This window comes from Curtobacterium sp. MCPF17_011 (assembly GCF_003234145.1).
Lineage (GTDB): Bacteria > Actinomycetota > Actinomycetes > Actinomycetales > Microbacteriaceae > Curtobacterium.
In genome coordinates this window covers 94148-112516 of sequence record NZ_QKSK01000009.1, presented here as the reverse complement: position 1 = coordinate 112516, position 18369 = coordinate 94148, and the positions used below count along the sequence as shown (strand labels likewise).

The following is an 18369-nucleotide window of genomic DNA, read 5'->3' as shown; positions in this document are numbered from 1 at the left end:
CGTGACCGTCCGTCCCATCCGCCTGTTCGGCGACCCCGTCCTCCGTTCGCCCGCCGACCCGGTCCGCATCGGGTCCGACGGCATCCGCGAACTCGTGCAGGACCTCATCGACACCGTCCAGGAGCCCGGCCGCGCCGGCGTCGCGGCTCCGCAGATCGGCGTCGGGCTCCGTGCCTTCTCGTACAACGTCGACGGGGAGGTCGGGTACGTCCTCAACCCCGAGGTCGTCGAGACCTCCGGCGAGCCCGAGCTCATGGACGAGGGCTGCCTGTCCGTGCCCGGCCTGGCCTACCCGACGAAGCGCTTCCCGTACGCCAAGGTCCGGGGGGTGGACGTCGACGGCGAGCCGGTGGAGCTCGAGGGGACCGGACTGATGGCCGAGGCCCTGCAGCACGAGTGCGACCACCTGGACGGCACCGTCTACGTGATGACCCTCGACCCGGAGACCCGTCGGCAGGCGCTCCGGGACATCCGCGCACAGGACTGGTTCCACTAGGACGCACGACGTCCTGCGGCTCGCAGGACCGTACGACTGCGCGCCGTGGACCGTCCGTCTTCCGCTGCCGCGGACCGCGTCGTAGGCTCCGCTCGACGACCTCGTGCGCTCCCGACGTGCCGACCCCGAACCGGGGGTCGGAACGGCCGCGTCGTCTGTCCACCCGGTTCGCCCGGTCACCGGGCGCCGGACGACCAGGCAGGGGACATCACATGCACGACGACACCTCCATCCAGCGGCCGGCGCCACGAGCACCCGGGGTGCCACGAGCACCCGGGGCACCACGCGCACCGGGACAGCGGCGAACCGCGGCCGTCGCCACGGCGATCGCGGTCGCGGTCGGTCTGACCCTCGGCGCGGTGGTCGGTGCGCCGGTGCGGGCGAGCGCGGCGACCACGGAGTCCGAGGCGGCCGACTACGCCAGCGACGCGTTCGGCGACGCCTGGGACTTCACCAGCGCAGCGGACTTCAACACCGACTTCTCGGGCACCCCCGCGACGGTGTCCGGCGGTGCACTCAAGGTGGGACTGACGCCGGGGGACCAGCTGTTCCTGGTGCACTCGATCTCGGGCAGCCTGGCGACCGGCCGGGACGGCGCTCGTCAGCCGGTCGACCCGGCACGGTACTCGCGGTTGACCTTCTCGATGGACCAGCCGCTGACGAAGCGCATCGGCGCGGTGTACTGGTTCACCTGCCGCGAGCAGACCGCAGCGTGTGGCGGCGGTTTCACCTTCCCGGTCGTGCAGGGCCCGCACGTCTACACGTTCGACCTCGCGAAGCAGTCGACCCTGCTCGCGAAGGTGCCGTGGCGGTCCGGCAAGAAGGTGGTCTTCCGCCTCGACCCGGTGGTCCTCCCCGGGAACGCCGGCGACACCGGCAAGCAGGCGAGCATCGACTGGGTGCGGCTGCACGCGGCACCGGACGCCTCCCACCCCCACGCTGGCATGCCCGCGGGGACCTACCCCGGCTACACCGTGACCCAGCGACCCCAGCTCGTCGTGGACACCCCGAACCCCACGCAGGGGCAGGACTACGCGACGGCCACCACCGGTCGCCCCTGGAACTTCACCTCGGCGACGGCGACCTCGCACGTCAAGTACTCGAACACCACCGTTCTGTCCCGCGACAGTCGGGGCATCACCGCCCGGAACGCCGGCCCGCACCAGAACGACCCGCAGGTCCACCTGCCGGTCTCGCGGATGGCGGGGAGCACCTACCACTACCTGCAGTGGGACATGCGGTACGACGGACCGTTCGACCTGTCCGGTTCGGCCGGCGGCGGCAAGATGGCCCGGGCGATCTGGAACGTCGCGGGGACGGGCACACCGCAGATCGGCAACGACCTCCTGACCTACTCGAACGGCAACGCCGCCGAGACGAGCGTCGACCTGACGGCACAGAACCCGCTGGACGAGGACGCCCTCACCCCGAAGGCCGGGTGGGCCGGACAGACGATCACCGGCCTCCGCTTCGACCCGAACGAGGACCCGGGCAAAGCCGTGTGGCACCTGAAGTCCGTGCACCTGCGTGCGGACCCTGCGGCGACCGGGTCCACCACGGTGACCTTCCACGACAACGCCTGGGTGGCGGGCAGCACCGCGGACGTCACGGTGCGCACCGGCAGCGGGGCGTGGCAGCGCATCGCCACCGGTGTCGCCGTGACGAAGGGGGCGAACTCGGTGCCGTTCCGACTCGGCTCGATGCCCGCCGGCAAGTACGCCGTGCAGGTCACGCTGCGGCACCCGGACGGCAGTTCGGACAACGAGACCGCCGGCGCGCCGGTCGTCATGAAGGCCGGTCCGGTGGCCTCGGTGGACCGCTCGCACGACCCCGTCGGCCGCCTCGACTCCGCGACCGCCGGCAGCGGTGGCGTCACCGTCACGGGCTGGGCGTACGACCCGGACACGCGCAACCCGCTCGCGGTCGCCCTCTACGACGGGAAGACCGGGACGAAGAGCCTCGGACGGGTGTCCACGTCGCTCGCCCGTCCGGACGTCGTCCGGGCACACCCCGCCGCTCCGGCCGCGTCCGGGTACTCCACGACGGTCCGGCTGTCGGCGGGCACGCACGACGTCTGCGCCTACGGGATCAACGTCGGCGCCGGGTCGACGAACCCGCTGCTCGGCTGTCGGTCGGTCACCGTCCGCTGACCTCGTCGCGTCCTCCGGTCGTCGCACCGGGGGACGCCCTCGGGGGACGGAACGTGACACCCGGACGCGGGATTGTCGCACTGTCCTCATCGCGAGGTACGGTGTTCCGCAGTCGGTCACCCGCCGGCGGTTCCCACTCTCCCAGGACGAGCACGATGGCACCCCAGAACGACGAGCTCAGCTCGCACCGCACCCGCACCAACCGCCGCCCCGAGCAGGTCTCGACGAGCACCGCATCGACCGCGGTCCTCGACCCGATCGACGCTCCCGAGGCCCCGCAGGCCTGATCGGCCCGACCGCGACGTCGGTCAGTCAGCCACCGGCCACACCGGCCACGCACTGGAGGCCCGCCACCCGTCCGACGGACGGGTGGCGGGCCTCCAGGCGGTCCGGCCGGTGCCGGGCGCTCAGTGCCGCCGTCGCGACTGCACCACCGGCGTCGCCCTGGTCTGCACCTTCGAGCCCGAGTAGATGTACTCGATGTCCGCGGCGAAGTCCCGGAGGACGACCGAACGCTTGATCGTGAGCTTCGGCGTCAGGTGTCCGGAGGCCTCGGTCAGGTCCGCGTCGACGACCGAGAAGGACCGGACCGACTCGGCACGGGACACCCGTCCGTTCGCGGTGTCCACGGCCTCCTGGACGGCCTGCTGCACCCGCTCGTCGTGTGCCGCCTGCTGCGGGCTGAGCGGCGGGGTGATGCCGCGTGCCTCGCACCAGCCGGGGAGCATCTCGCGGTCCAGCGTGACGAGCGCGGCGACGAACGGCTTGCCCTCACCGACGACGACGACCTGCCCGACGATCGGGTGCTCGCGGATCGCGTCCTCGAGCGGGGCCGGCGCGACGTTCTTGCCGCTCGCGGTGACGATGAGCTCCTTGGCGCGGCCGGTGACGGACAGGATCCCGTCGCCGTCCAGCCGACCGAGGTCGCCGGTGCGGAACCAGCCGTCGCGGAAGGCGGCGGCGGTGGCCTCCGGGTTCTGCCAGTAGCGGTCGAAGACGTCGACGCCGCGGATCAGGATCTCCTGGTCGTCCGCGATCCGGACCTCGACGCCCGGGAGTGCCCGGCCGACCGACCCGATCCGGAGCTCGGTCGCCCGGTTCACCGTCGCGGGGGCGGTCGTCTCGGTGAGCCCGTAACCCTCGAGGATCTGCACACCGATCGAGCGGAAGAAGTGCGACAGCCGCGGGGAGAGCGGCGCGGAGCCGCTGATGGCGTAGCGGACACGGCCGCCGATCGCGTCCCGGAGCTTGCTGTAGACGAGCCGGTCGAACAGGCGGAAACGCAGGGCGAGCCCGAGCGGGACCCGTCCGGCGGCCACGGCCTCGGAGTGCGCGACGGCGGTGGCGGCGGCGGCGCGGAAGACGCGGCCCTTGCCGCCGAGGTCGGCCTTCTGCTCGGCCGAGTTGTAGATCTTCTCGAACACCCGGGGGACCGCCAGCAGGAACGTCGGCTTGAAGGTGGAGACCGCCCGCATGAGGTCCTTCGTGTCCGGCTCGTGGCCGACCAGGACGCCCGCCGAGACCGACATCGCGGCGATGAACCGTGCGAAGACGTGGGCCATCGGGATGAACAACAGCGTGGAGGCGTCCCCGGCGACGATCTCGGACATCGCCTCGGTCGAGCCCTCCACCGTGGCGGTGAAGTTGTCGTGGCGCAGCACGCACCCCTTCGGCCGGCCTGTGGTGCCCGAGGTGTAGATGATGGTGGCGTCGTCGCGGCCGGAGACGGCGGCGGTGCGGGCGTCGAGCTCGTCGTCGGCGATCTCCTCACCGAGGCGTGCCAGGTCGTCCAGGCCACCGCCGTCGATGGTCCAGTGCTGCCCGAGGTGGGGCAGCTCGGGCGCGATGCCGGCGACGCGGCGCGCGTGCTCCTCTTTCTCGACGACGATCGCCACGGACTCGGAATCCGACAGGATGTGGCGGATCTGGTCCGGGGAGCTCGTCTCGTAGACGGGCACGGACACCAGGCCCGCGGTCCACACCGCGAAGTCGACGAGTGTCCACTCCATGCGCGTGCGGGAGAGGATCGCGACGTGCGCCCCGGGCTGCAGACCGGCGGCGACGAAGCCCTTCGCGATGGCGCGGACCCGGGCCAGGACGTCCGCGGCGGCGATGCCGGTCCACGTGTCGCCGGTGCGCTCGGCCAGGATCGGTCGCGCGGGGGTCAGCCGTGCGCGGTCGGACAGCAGGCGGGCGGCGGAGCCGTGGTCGGGGGCGACCGGGCCGGTGTCACCGGCCGGTACTGCCTCGTGCGCGGCGGGCGATCCGCCCGTGCTGGTGGACGTCGTGCGGTCGGCACGCTGATCGGTCACGGCAACTCCCTCGTTGTCCCGTTCGATGTGAGTCCGCTCATCTTCGAGACGGCTCGCGCTCAGCATAGGACGCCTGCCGGGACGTTCGGTGAGTCGCCGCCGAACCGGTAGGCTCCGTGTTCGTGCATGCCATCGGAATCGACATCGGGGGCACCAAGATCGCGGGAGCGGTCGTCACGGAGCTCGGCGAGATCCTCGCCGAGGACCGCGTCGCCACGAACGCTGCGGACCCGGTCGCCATGCTCGACGACGTCGTGTCGATGGTCGAGCGCCTCAGACTCCAGCACCAGGTCGGTGCGGTGGGGGTCGCGGCCCCGGGCTTCATCGACGCCTCGCAGTCGATCGTGTACTACACGCCGAACATCCGCTGGCGGAACGAGCCGCTGCGCCAGAAGCTCCAGGAGCGTCTGGGCGACCTGCACATCACCGTCGACAACGACGCGAACGCCGCCGGATGGGCGGAGTTCCGCTTCGGCGCCGGACGGCTCGTGTCCGACATGACCATGCTCACCATCGGCACGGGTGTCGGCGGCGCGATCGTGACGGAGGACCGGCTGTTCCGCGGTGGCTTCGGCACCGGCGGCGAGATCGGCCACCTGCGGATCGTCCCGAACGGCCTGCCCTGCGGCTGCGGTGCCCGCGGCTGCATCGAGCAGTACGGCTCCGGCCGCGCCCTGCAGCGGATGGCGAACGACGTCGCGGACGCCGGCGGCATCGGTGTCGCCCTGGCCGAAGCGCGTGACGCCAACGGCGGGCACCTCGACGGCGCCGTCGTGGGGGAGCTCATCCTCGCCGACGACCCGGGTGCCCTCGCGGCCCTCCGGCGTCTCGGCCGACACCTCGGCGAGGCCTGCGCGTCGCTGTCGGCCGTGCTCGACCCGCAGCTGTTCGTCTTCGGCGGCGGTGTCGCGAGCGCGGGGGACCGGCTGCTCGAACCGATCAAGCAGGCGTACCTCAACAACCTGCCGGCCCGGGGCTACCACCCGGAGCCGGACTTCGTGATCGCCGAGCTCGTCAACGACGCCGGCGTCGTCGGTGCCGCCGACCTCGCCCGCATCCACGCCCGAACGGCCTGACACCCCCACCCGACGGAGTCGATGATGCTCTACTGGCTGCTGAAGAACTTCGTGCTCGGCCCGCTCATCCTGACCCTGTTCCGGCCGTGGGTGATCGGACGTGAGAACGTCCCGGCCTCCGGCCCGGTCATCTTCGCGTCGAACCACGTGTCGTTCATCGACTCGGTGATCCTGCCGGCCGTGCTCGACCGCCGGATGTCGTTCCTGGCGAAGAGCGACTACTTCACCGGGCGTGGCCTCAAGGGCTGGGCGACGAAGACGTTCTTCAACGCGATCGGACAGCTGCCGATCGACCGCTCCGGCGGCAAGGCGTCCGAGGCCTCGCTCCGCACCGGCCTGCAGGTCCTGGCCCGCGGCGAGCAGCTCGGCATCTACCCCGAGGGCACCCGCAGCCCGGACGGCAAGCTCTACCGTGGCCGCACCGGCATCGCTCGGATGGTCCTGGAGGGCCGGGTCGTGGTGGTCCCCGTCGCCATGGTCGGCACGCGCGAGGTCCAGCAGATCGGCCAGAAGTTCCCGAAGTTCAAGCGGGTCGGCGTCGTCTTCGGCAAGCCGCTCGACTTCTCGCGCTTCGAGGGCCTGGAGACCGACCGCTTCATCCTGCGGAGCGTCACGGACGAGATCATGCACGAGCTCCGCGGGCTGAGCCGGCAGGAGTACGAGGACGTCTACGCGACGAGCGTCAAGGAGCGGGCCACCACGGCCCGCGAGAGCGTCATGCGCGAGCGTCGCACCACCGCCGGACGGTAGGCTCGGACGGTCCCGCATCCGTCGGGACGCCGTCGGCCCGCCGACGGCCGTGCGCGAACCAGAACACCGAGGTGCAGCCTTGTCCGAGTCGATCGACTCCCTCACCCTGCAGGATCCGGACCTGATCGCGGGCCTCGACCACTGGCGCACGCTCCCGATCAAGCAGCAGCCGACGTGGCCGGACCCCGCGGCCGCCGAAGCCGCCTCGGCCGAGATCGCCACGCTGCCGCCGCTCGTCTTCGCGGGGGAAGTGGACCAGCTCCGCGACCGCCTGGCCGCCGCGGCGTCCGGACGGGCGTTCCTGCTGCAGGGGGGTGACTGCGCCGAGACCTTCGCCGGTGCCACCGCCGACTCGATCCGCGACCGCGTCAAGACGATCCTGCAGATGGCGGTCGTCCTCACCTACGGGGCGTCGACGCCGGTCATCAAGATGGGCCGGATGGCGGGCCAGTTCGCCAAGCCCCGGTCGAGCGACCTCGAGACCCGCGGGGACGTCACGCTGCCGGCGTACCGCGGTGACATCGTCAACGGCTACGACTTCACGCCGGAGTCCCGCCAGGCGGACCCGCGTCGACTGGTGCAGGGGTACCACACGGCCGCGTCGACCCTGAACCTGGTGCGCGCGTTCACCCAGGGCGGCTTCGCGGACCTGCGGCAGGTGCACTCGTGGAACAAGGGCTTCGCCGCCAACCCGGCGAACGCCCGCTACGAGAACCTGGCCGCCGAGATCGACCGCGCGATCCAGTTCATGGCCGCCTGCGGTGCCGACTTCGAAGCGCTCAAGCACGTCGAGTTCTACGCCTCGCACGAGGGCCTGCTCATGGACTACGAGCGCCCGATGACCCGGATCGACTCGCGCTCCGGCCAGCCCTACGACACGTCCGGCCACTTCATCTGGATCGGGGAGCGCACGCGTGACCTCGACGGCGCCCACGTCGACTTCCTGTCCCGCGTGCGGAACCCGATCGGCGTGAAGCTCGGCCCGACCACGACGGTCGCCGACATGGAAGCCCTCATCGAGAAGCTCGACCCCGAGCGCGAGCCGGGCCGCCTCACCTTCATCACGCGTATGGGAGCCGGCAAGATCCGCGACGAGCTGCCCAAGCTGCTCGAAGCGGTGAAGGGCATGGACGCCACCCCGTTGTGGGTCACGGACCCGATGCACGGCAACGGCCTGACGACCCCGAACGGCTACAAGACGCGCCGTTTCGACGACGTCGTGGACGAGGTCCTCGGCTTCTTCGAGGTCCACCGCGCGGTCGGCACGTACCCGGGCGGCATGCACGTCGAGCTCACGGGCGACGACGTCACCGAGTGCCTCGGCGGCTCGGAGCACATCGACGAGGCCACCCTGGCCACCCGCTACGAGTCGCTCTGCGACCCGCGGCTGAACCACATGCAGTCCCTCGAGCTCGCCTTCCTGGTGGCCGAGGAGCTCCGCTCGCACCCGTCGGTCACCCGCAGTTGACCGCTGGACCGCCTGCAGGACGGGAGGCCCGACACCGGTCCGGTGTCGGGCCTCCCGTCCGTCGTCGGACCGTGACGCGCAGCGGGCCCTACTGGTCGTAGGAGAGGGCGATCGTGTCGCCCTTGTGGACCGTGGCCCCGGCGCCCGGGTTCGTGGTCGTGACCGGCAGCTTGCTCTTCCAGTCGTAGAACCCGCAGAGGATGTTCGTGCAGTCCGGGTAGCTGACCTTCAGCCCGAGAGCCTGCAGGGTCGCGGTCGCCTCGTCGATGGTCTTCCCCTCGAGGTCCCTCGGCATCGTGATCGGCGCGGGCCCCTTCGACACGACGACGTCGATGGCCGTGCCCTTGACGACAGGGTCGTCGGCGGGGGCGGCGGAGATGACCTGGCCGGCCGGTGCCGTCTCGCTGAACTGCTGTGTCTGACTGCCGAGCACCAGGCCGACGCCCTGCAGCGTGGCGGTCGCGTCGGCGACGGTCTCGCCGGCGACGTCCGGGACCGCGCCGAGCGAGACGGTGAGCGTGACCGGGCCGCGCTCCGGGTACTGCTCGACGGTGGTGAGGTCGACCGCGCCCGAGCTGTCGCGTCCGGTCGCGGCGATCACGGTGTCGGTGGGGACATCGGCGGAGAACCGGTACTGCGGGTCCTGGAGGTCGAAGTCGTCGTCGAGCGCCGCGCGGGCGGTGGAGACGGACTGCCCGACGATCGTCGGCAGGCTGATCATCCGCGGGCCGCTCGACACGACGATGCGGATCGCGGTGCCCTTCCGGACCTCGCGGTCGGCGGGCGGCTGGGTCGCGGTGACCAGGCCGGCGGCCACCTGCAGGTCGGGACGGCTCGTGGTGGCCTCGGCGGAACGGAGACCGTTCGACACGAGCGCCTGGCGGACCTGCGAGACGGTCTTGCCCGCGACGGCGGGGATCCGGACGTTGCCGCCCGGCCCGGGGCCGTACCAGGCGGCGATCCCGGCACCGACGACGGCCAGGACGAGCACGATGACCAGGGCGATCCAGCCGCGCCTCCGCCGCTTGGCGGACTTGTCGGCCAAGCGCTGTCCGGCCGGCGACAGGGTCGCGGTCACCGCGCCGGTGCGGCGCGGCCCGGGTGCGTTGCGGTTGCGGGGGCGCGACGGCGTCTCCTGCGTGCCCCGGCGGTCCAGGACCGTGGTGTCGTGCTCGCTGGCGTCCTCGACGTCGTCCCCGAAGGCCGCGGCTCCGGGACTGCCACCGGACGGGAGGATCGCGGTCGCGTTCTCGGGGCGGAGCACGGCGGTCCGGTACTGCCCGGTCGCGCGCTGCTGTGCGCCGGCCATGTGGTCGAGCATCTCGCGGGCGTCGAGGGGACGGTCGCGCGGGTCCCGGGCGGTGGCCCACAGGACGAGGTCGTCGAGCTCGGCGGGGACACCCGGCCGTGCCGCGCTCGGCGCGGGGACCGTGTCATTCGCGTGCTGGTACGCGATCTGCATCGGCTGCTCGCCCTTGTAGGGCTGCTCGCCGGTGAGCATCTCGTAGAGCATGATGCCGAGCGCGTAGATGTCGCTGCGCGAGTCGGCGGCGCCGCGGGTGACGAGCTCGGGGGAGAGGTACGCGATCGTGCCGAGCAGTGCGGCGCCGGTCGCGGTGTTCGCGGTGGTGGCCCGGGCCAGCCCGAAGTCGCCGAGCTTGATGCGCCCGTCGTCGGCGAGCAGGACGTTCTCCGGCTTGAGGTCGCGGTGCACGATGCCGGCGCGGTGGGCCGAGGCCAGGCCGGCGAGCACGGCGCGGAGGATGTCCGTCGCCTGCTCGGGCGTCAGCGCGCGGTGTTCGTGCAGCAGGTCCCGGAGCGTGATGCCCGGGATGTACTCCATGACGATGTAGACGCAGTCGTCCTCGGCGCCCTGGTCGTAGACGCCGACGAGGTTCGGGTGGGACAGGCGGGCGGCGGAGCGGGCCTCCTGGATGAAGCGCTCCCGGAACGCCTGGTCGTCCGCCAGGTGCCCGTGCATGATCTTCACCGCGACCCGGCGCTCCAGCCGGACGTCGGTCGCCAGGTACACCGTCGCCATGCCGCCGCGCGCGATGCGGGAGCGGACGCGGTACCGCTGATCGATCATGCGACCGATCATCGGGTCCGTGGCGGCGTTCGTGGTCATCTGCGGCATTCTACGAATCCGGACGGGGAGGACCGGCACCGGCGCACCGGTCGTTACACGATCTCGACCGGAGGGATGACCCGGCGCTGCGGATCGACCGGAGGTCAGAGCGAGCGGAGCCAGGCGTGGGCCGACTGCTCCCACTGGGCGTAGGCCTTCGGGTACGCGGACCGCTGGACGGCCTGCGCCGCCTCGGTCACGCTCATCGACGACCAGCCCGGGATGTCGAGCAGACCGGCGGTGACGCCGGGGTTCGGGTTGCGCGAGCCGCCGAAGAAGAGCTCGGACGCGTACACGGTGTCCTGGAGCTGGCCCGGCGTGCCCCAGCCCTGGCTCGGACGCTGCTGGAACAGGCCGACGGAGTCCCGGTCGCCGTGTGCGAGGTTCCGGAGGTTCGACTCCTGCATCGCGGTGGCCAGCGCGATGACGAGGCCCCGGTCCGAGACGCCGAGTGAGCGGCCGACGCGGACGATGGTGGCGGCGTTCGTGCGCTGCTCGGTGGAGAGCGACGGGCCGCTCGAGGGCAGGACGAGCGTGCTGCCGGCGTAGATCGTGCTCGTGTAGGTCAGGCCGTTCGCCGCGAGGAGTGACGAGACCGAGACCCCGTGCGTGGTGGCGACCGAGACGATGGTGTCGCCGTTGCCGATGGTGACCGAGCCGGCGCGACGCACGGTGGCGGTCGTGGTGGGCGCGCCACTGGGTGCCGACGGCCCGGCGGTGGTGGCGGTCTTCGTGGCACTCGACCGTCCGGCCGGGACGCGCAGAGACTGACCGGGGTAGATCACGCTGCGCTGCGAGAGCTCGTTGGCGGTGAGGAGCGCGGCGGTCGAGACGCCGACCTTCGCCGCGATGCCGGAGACGGTGTCGCCCTGCTTGACGTGGTAGCTCGCGGTCGTGGCGGTCGACGTGACCGCTCCGCCGACCGGGGTCGAGGCGAGCCGGAGGGTCTGTCCGGCGTGGATGATCGTGTTCCAGCCGAGGCCGTTGCGGACCAGGATCTCCTGCGCCGACAGGCCGTACCGTGCGGCGATGCCGGAGACGGTGTCCCCCTGGCGCACGGTGTAGGTCGTGGGGGCCGCGGAGCGCGTGGCGGCGACGGTGCTGACCACCGGCTTCTGCTGGCGGGCGACCGCGGTGGCGAAGACCGGCCCGGAACCGAGGTCCCGGTCCTCGTCGACGTGTCGGCGGCCGGACTCGTCGTCGTGGCGCTGTTCGAGGTGGGCGATCGGTCCGGTCAGGCCGGCCGTCACCGCGATCGTGCCGGCGAGGACGATCGGCATCGTCGCGAAGCGCGACGATCGGAGGCGTCGGGCTGCCTCGTCGGGGGTCGTGTCCCTGTCCACGGTCGTTCTCCTGTCTGGCGCACGTCGTCGGTACGGGGTTGGTCTGTCGGCCGTGTGCGCACACACGGCACACCCAGGTGACCACACGCTGACATGCTGTGATTCCCAAGTCAACCAGAGCGCCGGAAGTTGTGCTCGTGACTGGTGTGACTTCCGTGACTGATGTGACTCAATCGAGCCGGATCGGGCGTGCTCCACGGGCTCGCGCGCCAAGGTGCTGCGCGGGTCCGCCCGGCTCTGGCACGATGGGACCCGTGAGTGCTGCCCTTCCCGGAGACGACGCCCTGTCCGAACGCTGGTTGACCGTGCCCGACCTGGTCGACCTCCTGGGGGTGAGCCCCGGCCGCGTCCATCGTCTGTTCGAGGAGCGGACCCTGCTACCCGCCCGCGTGGACGGCGTCCTCCGCGTCCCGAGCGAGTTCCTCGACGACACCGAACCTCTGCCCTCGCTGCGCGGCACCCTGATCGTCCTCGGCGACAACGGGCTCACCGACGACGAGGCCGTCCGGTGGATGCTCACCGAGGACGACGCGATGGGGACGACGCCGATCGCCGCGCTCCGGGCGAACCGCAAGGCCGAGGTTCGGCGCGCCGCGCAGTCGCTGCTGTAGCACCGGCCGACGCGACCGACCGACGGACGGGAGGTTCGACACCAGCTGGTGTCGGGCCTCCCGTCCGTCCGGGGTCGCGCCCGATCAGGCGGAGCGGCGGCTGACCGTGTCCGCGAGCGACGCGAGCTGTTCGCGCGCCGACGGCGTCAGCGGCGACGCGTCGAGCGCGGCCTTCGCCCGCTGGACGTGCCGCTCGATGGATCGTTCGACCGCACTGACCGCACCCGAGTCGGTGAGGGTCGCACGGAGCATCTGCACCTGGTCGTCGTCGAGGTCCGGGTCGCCGAGCAGCTCGTCGAGCAGCTGGCGCGCGCCGACCGGGAGGGACTTGCGGGCGGTCGCGACGAGCACGGTGCGCTTGCCCTCGCGGAGGTCGTCACCGGCGGGCTTGCCCGTGACCTCGGGATCTCCGAACACGCCGAGCATGTCGTCGCGCAGCTGGTACGCCACGCCGAGGGGGAGTCCGAACGACCGGAGGCCGTCGAGCTGGCTCTCGCTGGCGCCCGCGATGAGCGCGCCGATGAGCAGCGGTGCCTCGACCGAGTACTTCGCGGACTTGAAGACGATCACCCGCTGCGCCCGGACGAGCTGTTCGGCGTCGTCGACCGTCGGCCAGGCGGTCTCCTCGTGGATGTCGAGGTACTGACCCGCGGTCACGTCGAGCCGCATCGTGTGGAACTCCTGGCGGACGATCCGCGCGCGCACCGGGTCGAGCAGCGCGAGGGCCTCGTCGAAGAGGGAGTCGCTGAGTGAGAGCAGCATGTCGCCGAGGAGCAGTGCGGCGTTCGTGCCGTAGAGCGCGCGGTCGCCCACCCAGCCGGAGTCGGCGTGCTGCGACTCGAAACGGCGGTGCGCTGCCGGACGCCCGCGACGGGTGTCCGAACGGTCCATGATGTCGTCATGCACCAGTGCTGCGGCGTGGAAGACCTCGAGCGCGGCGGCGGCGGTGACGATCGCCTCGGCCGTGGTCTGTCGGGCGCCTTCCGACAGCGGGTCGAACGAGCCCGAACGGCCCGCCACGGACTGCCAACCCCAGTAGCAGAACAGTGCCCGGAAGCGCTTCCCCCCGGACAGCAGGTCCCGGGCGAACGTGTCGAAGGAGACCAGGTCGGGACTGATCGCCGCGAGGCGGTCGCGCTGCTCGTCGAGAGCCCGATCGATCCGCGCCGAGACGAGGTCCACTAATCGCGTACTCTCAGCCACGGTCCTTACCTTAGTGGGTGGTCCGGTCGTAAGATCGATCCACCCCTTCCACCGCGTCGATCCCAGGAACCAGAGGGAACCAAGATGCCACTCTCGGAGCAAGAGCAGCGCCTCCTCGAAGAGATGGAGCGGAGCCTCTACCAGAACGACTCCGACTTCGTGGCGCGCGTCACCCGCCGCCAGGGTCGTCCGACGTACACCGCGATCACGATCGGTGTCCTGATCGGCCTCGTCGGCGTCGGTGTGATCGTCCTCGGGCTCGTCATCAAGCAGCCCCTGATCGGTGTGCTCGGTTTCGTCGTGATGTTGGCCGGGGTGCTCTTCGCCCTCCGCCCGGGTGGTCGGACCCCGACGGCCCGTCCAGCGCGTGCCGCGTCCGCGCGCTCCGCCCGGACCGGAGCGCGACCGGCTCGCGGATCCTCCGGCGGCTCCTTCATCGACCGGATGAACGAGCGCTGGGACAAGCGCAACCAGCAGGACTAGCTCCTCCACATCCCTCCGCGGGGTCGGCCTTCCCAGGCCGGCCCCGTTTTTTTCGTGCCCCCGCAGACCTTGCTGGCTGCGCAACACCGGTGTTCGTCTTCGACGCCGCCGCATGACGCGGCGTGTTGGACGAACACCGGTGTTCTGCGCGCCCGGATCCCTCCACTGCGCTCCACTCGGACGGGAGGCGCGTGGTTGCGCGGATCGGGCGGGGTGCAGCCGCGCGCGGGTGCCCCCAGTAGGGGTGTCGGAGCCTGAGAGTGGGGCGCGAGAGCAGCGAAGTGGAGGGAAGTGGAGTAGCGTGGGGCGAGACGAAGACCGGTGGAGCTGAGGGGAGGCCCCGAGTGCTGCTCGGTACCCATGCCCCGAAGCTCGACGAGAAGGGTCGCGTGATCCTGCCCGCCAAGTTCCGGGACGAACTCTCCGGCGGTCTCGTCATGACCCGCGGCCAGGAACGGTGCGTGGTCGTCTTCAGCGCCAGGACCTTCGAGGAACTCCACGAGCGGATCCGCCAGGCGCCGATGACGTCGAAGCGGACCCGTGACTACATGCGCCTGTTCCTCTCCGGAGCGAGCGCCGAACAACCCGACAAGCAGAACCGCGTCACGATCCCGCAGAACCTCCGCGAGTACGCGGGGCTCGAGCGGGACCTGACGGTCATCGGCAGCGGTGACCGCGCCGAGATCTGGTCGACCAGCGCGTGGGAGGCCTACTACGCGGAGACCGAAGAGGCCTTCGCCGAGAACGACGAGGAGGTGATCCCGGGGATCTTCTGATCCGTGGATCGAGACTCCCAGCCGTCCGCCCTGACACCCCTTCCCCGGTGTCAGGTCGCATGGATGGGGATCCGGACCCACGGCCCAGGAGTCCAGGGGCGCACATGGCAGCACCGGAGAAGTTCCCGCACACCCCCGTGATGCTCGAGCGGATCGTCGACCTCTTCACGCCGACGCTCGACGGCCCGGGCAAGGTCGTCGTCGACGCGACGCTCGGCATGGGCGGGCACTCGGCGGGCCTGCTCGAGCGCTTCCCGGAGCTCACGCTCGTCGGGCTCGACCGCGACACCGACGCCCTCGGCATCGCGGGGGAGCGGCTCGCCCGCTTCGGCGACCGCGTGCGCCTCGTGCACACCGTGTACGACGAACTGCCGGAGGCGCTCGACGGCCTCGGCATCGACGCGGTCGACGGTGTGCTCTTCGACCTCGGCGTCTCGTCGCTGCAGCTCGACCGTGCCGAGCGCGGCTTCGCCTACAGCCAGGACGCCCCGCTCGACATGCGCATGGACCGGACGCAGGGCATCACCGCCGCCGAGGTCCTCGCCGACTACGACGAGCGCGAGCTGCGCCGGATCTTCCAGCGCTACGGCGAGGAGAAGCTCGCCGGCCGGTACGCGAAGGCGATCGTCGAACGCCGGGCCGAGCGCCCGTTCACGATGTCCGGCGACCTCGTCCAGGTGCTGCACGACGCCACCCCGGTCGCGATCCAGCGGCAGGGGCACCCGGCGAAGCGGGTGTTCCAGGCGCTCCGGATCGAGGTCAACACCGAACTCAGCGTCCTCGAGCGGGCGATCCCCGCCGCGCTCGACCGCATCCGGGTCGGCGGCCGCCTGGTCGTCGAGTCCTACCAGTCGCTCGAGGACCGCATCGTGAAGCGCGCCCTCGTCGAACGGACCACCTCCAGCGCCCCGGCGGACCTGCCGGTGGAGCTCCCCGAGCACGCACCGACCTTCGCCCTGGTCGTCAAGGGCGCCGAGCAGGCCGACGAGGCCGAGCGCGCCGCCAACCCCCGAGCTACCCCCGTGCGCCTGCGCGCGGCCGAGCGGATCCGGAAGTGACATGAGCACGAACCTCGCACTCGTCGACCCTGCCGTCGCCCCGTCGCGCGCGCCGCGTCCGGACCACGTCCGACCCGAGCGGAAGCGCCCGGAGCTCGTCGAGGTCACCCCGACCAAGGCGCAGCGCCGTGCCCGACCGCGGGTGGCCTACGCCATCGTCGCGATCGCCGCGCTCGGGCTGCTGCTCCTGGCCCAGCTCGGCATCAGCATGGGGCTCAGCCAGGGCGCCTACACACTCAGCTCGTTGAAGACCGAGCAGACCGGACTCACGCGGACCCAGGCGTCCCTGTCCGAGGGGCTCAAGGTGCTCGAGTCGCCGCAGAACCTGGCCCGCAACGCGCAGGCCCTCGGCATGATCGCGAACTCGACGCCGGTGTACCTCGACCCGAAGACCGGCACCGTCTACGGCACGCCGACGCCGGCGACACCGGAAGAGGCGACCGGCAACACCGCGAACCAGGTCCCGAACTCCCTGCTCGGCGACGTGCCGCTCGCCGCGAAGCAGGGCGACACCGCGACGAGCAAGGAGAACAGCACGACTGCTCCGGCCGCTGGTGCGGTGGCTGCGACGGCCCCCGCCGACACTGGGAAGGCCGGGGCGTCCAGCGCGTCGGACCAGGGTTCGACCAAGTCCTCCGTAGAGTCCGACGCGAACCAGCTCCAGGCACCCACGACCCGGTGACCGAGGGCTCAGCACCACCCCGGGAAGGCCGCTCGTGACGAAGACGCTCCGCAACCGACGACTGCGCTACAGCGTCGTGATGATCGCCGTGATCGCGCTCGTCGCGGTGTTCGTGGTCCGACTGGTCGACATACAGGTCGTGCAGGCCGACGAGCTGTCGAAGGCCGCCGAGTCGAAGCGCAGCATCCCGGTGACGCTCTACGGCACCCGCGGCACGATCGTCGACCGCGACGGCACGGCCCTGGCCGAGAGCGTGGTCCGGTACAACATCACGACGTCGCCGCGACTGGTGAAGGCCTTCGACGGCAAGCTCGGCGGGACCCGCGTCAAGGAGATCTCGGTCGACCAGGCGCTCAGCGCGATCGCGAAGGCCTCCGGCGGTGAGGTCGCCACGATGCAGGCGAACATCGCGGCCGACCCGAAGTCCGACTTCGCCTACCTGGTCAAGGGGATCGACGTCGCGCACTACGAGGCCGTCCGCGCCCTACAGGTGCCGTGGCTCTACCCGGAGCAGCAGGCCGCACGGTCCTACCCGACCGGGGCCGCCACCGGCAACGTGACCGGCTTCATGGGGACCGACGGTGCCCAGGCCGGCCTCGAGCTGGCGTACCAGAAGTGCCTGGCCGGCACGAACGGCTCCGAGACGTACGAGCGCGGTGAGGACGGCGTGCAGCTGCCGGGCAGCACCGTGACGCAGAAGCGCGCGAAGGACGGCGGCACGCTCGTCACCACGATCGACAGCGACCTGCAGTACATGGCGTCGCAGGACATCGCCGACGCCGCGCAGCAGCTCAGGGCCGAGTCCGCCACCGCCACCGTGGTGAACGCGAAGACCGGCGAGGTCCTGGCCGTCGCCGACTACCCGACGGTCGACCCGAACGACGTCGACGCGACGAAGGACCCGGGCGCCTACGGCTCCCGTGCCCTGACCGCCGCCTACGAGCCCGGTTCGACGATCAAGGCCGCGATCGCCGCCGCCCTCATCGACAAGGGGCTGGCGAGCCCGACGACCCAGGCCGTCGTGCCGTACTCGCGGACGTTCCCCTGGGGCGGCACCATCCACGACTCCGAGTTCCACCCCACCGAGAACCTCACGCTCACCGGCATCCTCCGGGACTCCTCGAACGTGGGCATCACGGAGCTCGGCTCGAAGCTGACGACGCAGCAGCGCTACGACGTGATGCGCGAGTTCGGCCTGTTCGAGCCCGAGCCGGCGATCGACTACCCGGGCCAGCCGACGATGGACTACGGCGCGAGCCCGCAGTGGGACAAGCAGACCGACATCAACTCGATGTTCGGCCAGGGCATCTCGACCACGGCCATGCAGGTCTCGAGCGTCTACCAGACGCTCGCGAACCAGGGTGTGCGGATCCCGCTGCACATGGTGAAGGGCTGCCAGACCGAGGACGGCACGACCATCGACGCGCCCGACGTGCAGAGCAAGCGTGTCGTGTCGGCCGCCGCGGCGACCCAGACGGTCGACATGCTGCAGAGCGTCGTGACCGGCGGCACCCTGGTCGGCATGAAGCCGATCTCGGGCTACAACATCGCCGCGAAGACCGGAACGGCCGAGGTCGCCGACGGTGCGAAGGGCTACGGCGCGGATCGCATCATCTCGGTGGCCGGAATGGCCCCCGCCGAAGACCCCCAGTATGTTGTCACGGTGACGTTCACGAAGCCGCAGACCACCAAGTGGTCGAGCGGAGCGGCTCCGGCGTTCCGCACACTCATGTCCCAGGTGCTCGAGAAGTACCGAGTCGCCCCCTCCACGACCCAGGCACGGACCTACCCGTCGACCTGGTAGGCCGACCCGTCCACGTGGTGAGGAAGAAG

The 18369-nt window shown here is 71.3% G+C and carries 16 protein-coding genes; 12 read left to right on the top strand and 4 right to left on the bottom strand.

Annotated elements, in window-relative coordinates; genetic code table 11:
• The first annotated feature begins 1 nt into the window (after position 1).
• The 3 genes from def to DEJ25_RS17060 all read left to right on the top strand — a co-directional run bounded on the left by def (position 2) and on the right by DEJ25_RS17060 (position 2933).
• Positions 2–496: a peptide deformylase gene (gene def, locus DEJ25_RS12535; RefSeq protein ID WP_111044876.1), complete on the top strand. Its 495-nt coding sequence runs from the start codon at positions 2–4 to the stop codon at positions 494–496.
• Between the two features lie 212 nt (positions 497–708).
• Entirely contained in the window at positions 709–2646 is a 1938-nt protein-coding gene (locus DEJ25_RS12530; RefSeq protein WP_111044875.1) for a hypothetical protein, read from the top strand.
• Positions 2647–2801: 155 nt separating this feature from the next.
• Positions 2802–2933 (top strand): hypothetical protein, encoded by a 132-nt coding sequence (locus DEJ25_RS17060; protein ID WP_258366243.1) that lies wholly within the window; start codon positions 2802–2804, stop codon positions 2931–2933.
• Positions 2934–3053: 120 nt separating this feature from the next.
• On the opposite strand, the gene DEJ25_RS12525 is transcribed toward DEJ25_RS17060, so the two are convergent.
• Complete coding sequence (locus DEJ25_RS12525; RefSeq protein WP_258366493.1) at positions 3054–4958, bottom strand: long-chain fatty acid--CoA ligase; 1905 nt, start codon at positions 4956–4958, stop codon at positions 3054–3056.
• 122 nt (positions 4959–5080) lie between these two features.
• On the opposite strand from DEJ25_RS12525, the gene DEJ25_RS12520 reads away from it, so the two are divergent.
• The 3 genes from DEJ25_RS12520 to DEJ25_RS12510 all read left to right on the top strand — a co-directional run bounded on the left by DEJ25_RS12520 (position 5081) and on the right by DEJ25_RS12510 (position 8252).
• Positions 5081–6034 carry an ROK family glucokinase gene (locus DEJ25_RS12520; protein WP_110903196.1) on the top strand — a complete coding sequence of 318 codons (954 nt, stop codon included), beginning with the start codon at positions 5081–5083 and terminating at the stop codon, positions 6032–6034.
• A gap of 24 nt (positions 6035–6058) precedes the next feature.
• The gene (locus tag DEJ25_RS12515; RefSeq protein WP_110903197.1) at positions 6059–6784 is read left to right on the top strand and encodes a 1-acyl-sn-glycerol-3-phosphate acyltransferase; all 726 of its coding nucleotides are present in this window, start codon (positions 6059–6061) and stop codon (positions 6782–6784) included.
• Between the two features lie 121 nt (positions 6785–6905).
• A complete protein-coding gene (locus tag DEJ25_RS12510; protein WP_110903198.1) occupies positions 6906–8252 on the top strand; it encodes a class II 3-deoxy-7-phosphoheptulonate synthase in 1347 nt (448 codons plus the stop codon).
• Between the two features lie 88 nt (positions 8253–8340).
• Here DEJ25_RS12510 and pknB read toward each other — a convergent pair whose 3' ends face one another.
• On the bottom strand, positions 8341–10380 hold the full coding sequence (gene pknB, locus DEJ25_RS12505) for a Stk1 family PASTA domain-containing Ser/Thr kinase (RefSeq protein ID WP_111044902.1): 2040 nt from the start codon (positions 10378–10380) through the stop codon (positions 8341–8343).
• Positions 10381–10484: 104 nt separating this feature from the next.
• Entirely contained in the window at positions 10485–11723 is a 1239-nt protein-coding gene (locus DEJ25_RS12500) for a LysM peptidoglycan-binding domain-containing protein (RefSeq protein WP_258366492.1), read from the bottom strand.
• Positions 11724–11977: 254 nt separating this feature from the next.
• Here DEJ25_RS12500 and DEJ25_RS12495 point away from each other — a divergent pair, with 254 nt between their 5' ends.
• The gene (locus tag DEJ25_RS12495; protein WP_258366246.1) at positions 11978–12334 is read left to right on the top strand and encodes an Rv2175c family DNA-binding protein; all 357 of its coding nucleotides are present in this window, start codon (positions 11978–11980) and stop codon (positions 12332–12334) included.
• 84 nt (positions 12335–12418) lie between these two features.
• Here DEJ25_RS12495 and DEJ25_RS12490 read toward each other — a convergent pair whose 3' ends face one another.
• Positions 12419–13537 carry a polyprenyl synthetase family protein gene (locus DEJ25_RS12490; RefSeq protein WP_110903086.1) on the bottom strand — a complete coding sequence of 373 codons (1119 nt, stop codon included), beginning with the start codon at positions 13535–13537 and terminating at the stop codon, positions 12419–12421.
• A gap of 84 nt (positions 13538–13621) precedes the next feature.
• On the opposite strand from DEJ25_RS12490, the gene DEJ25_RS12485 reads away from it, so the two are divergent.
• The 5 genes from DEJ25_RS12485 to DEJ25_RS12465 all read left to right on the top strand — a co-directional run bounded on the left by DEJ25_RS12485 (position 13622) and on the right by DEJ25_RS12465 (position 18340).
• Positions 13622–14020, top strand: a complete 399-nt coding sequence (locus DEJ25_RS12485; protein ID WP_110903087.1) for a DUF3040 domain-containing protein — start codon at positions 13622–13624, stop codon at positions 14018–14020.
• 344 nt (positions 14021–14364) lie between these two features.
• Positions 14365–14796 (top strand): division/cell wall cluster transcriptional repressor MraZ, encoded by a 432-nt coding sequence (mraZ, locus tag DEJ25_RS12480; RefSeq protein ID WP_110903088.1) that lies wholly within the window; start codon positions 14365–14367, stop codon positions 14794–14796.
• 104 nt (positions 14797–14900) lie between these two features.
• The gene (gene rsmH, locus DEJ25_RS12475) at positions 14901–15854 is read left to right on the top strand and encodes a 16S rRNA (cytosine(1402)-N(4))-methyltransferase RsmH (protein ID WP_110903089.1); all 954 of its coding nucleotides are present in this window, start codon (positions 14901–14903) and stop codon (positions 15852–15854) included.
• Position 15855: 1 nt separating this feature from the next.
• Entirely contained in the window at positions 15856–16536 is a 681-nt protein-coding gene (locus DEJ25_RS12470; protein ID WP_110903090.1) for a hypothetical protein, read from the top strand.
• A 34-nt stretch (positions 16537–16570) separates the two neighbouring features.
• The gene (locus tag DEJ25_RS12465; protein ID WP_110903091.1) at positions 16571–18340 is read left to right on the top strand and encodes a penicillin-binding protein 2; all 1770 of its coding nucleotides are present in this window, start codon (positions 16571–16573) and stop codon (positions 18338–18340) included.
• Positions 18341–18369: the final 29 nt, after the last annotated feature.

What these genes read in the sequence shown, in the direction of transcription:
- DEJ25_RS12470 (WP_110903090.1), top strand. Translation starts at nt 15,856, where the DNA reads ATGAGCACGAACCTCGCACTCGTCGACCCTGCCGTCGCCCCGTCGCGC.
- pknB (WP_111044902.1), bottom strand. Translation starts at nt 10,380, where the DNA reads ATGACCACGAACGCCGCCACGGACCCGATGATCGGTCGCATGATCGAT.
- DEJ25_RS12530 (WP_111044875.1), top strand. Translation starts at nt 709, where the DNA reads ATGCACGACGACACCTCCATCCAGCGGCCGGCGCCACGAGCACCCGGG.
- DEJ25_RS12485 (WP_110903087.1), top strand. Translation starts at nt 13,622, where the DNA reads ATGCCACTCTCGGAGCAAGAGCAGCGCCTCCTCGAAGAGATGGAGCGG.
- DEJ25_RS12515 (WP_110903197.1), top strand. Translation starts at nt 6,059, where the DNA reads ATGCTCTACTGGCTGCTGAAGAACTTCGTGCTCGGCCCGCTCATCCTG.
- rsmH (WP_110903089.1), top strand. Translation starts at nt 14,901, where the DNA reads ATGGCAGCACCGGAGAAGTTCCCGCACACCCCCGTGATGCTCGAGCGG.
- DEJ25_RS17060 (WP_258366243.1), top strand. Translation starts at nt 2,802, where the DNA reads ATGGCACCCCAGAACGACGAGCTCAGCTCGCACCGCACCCGCACCAAC.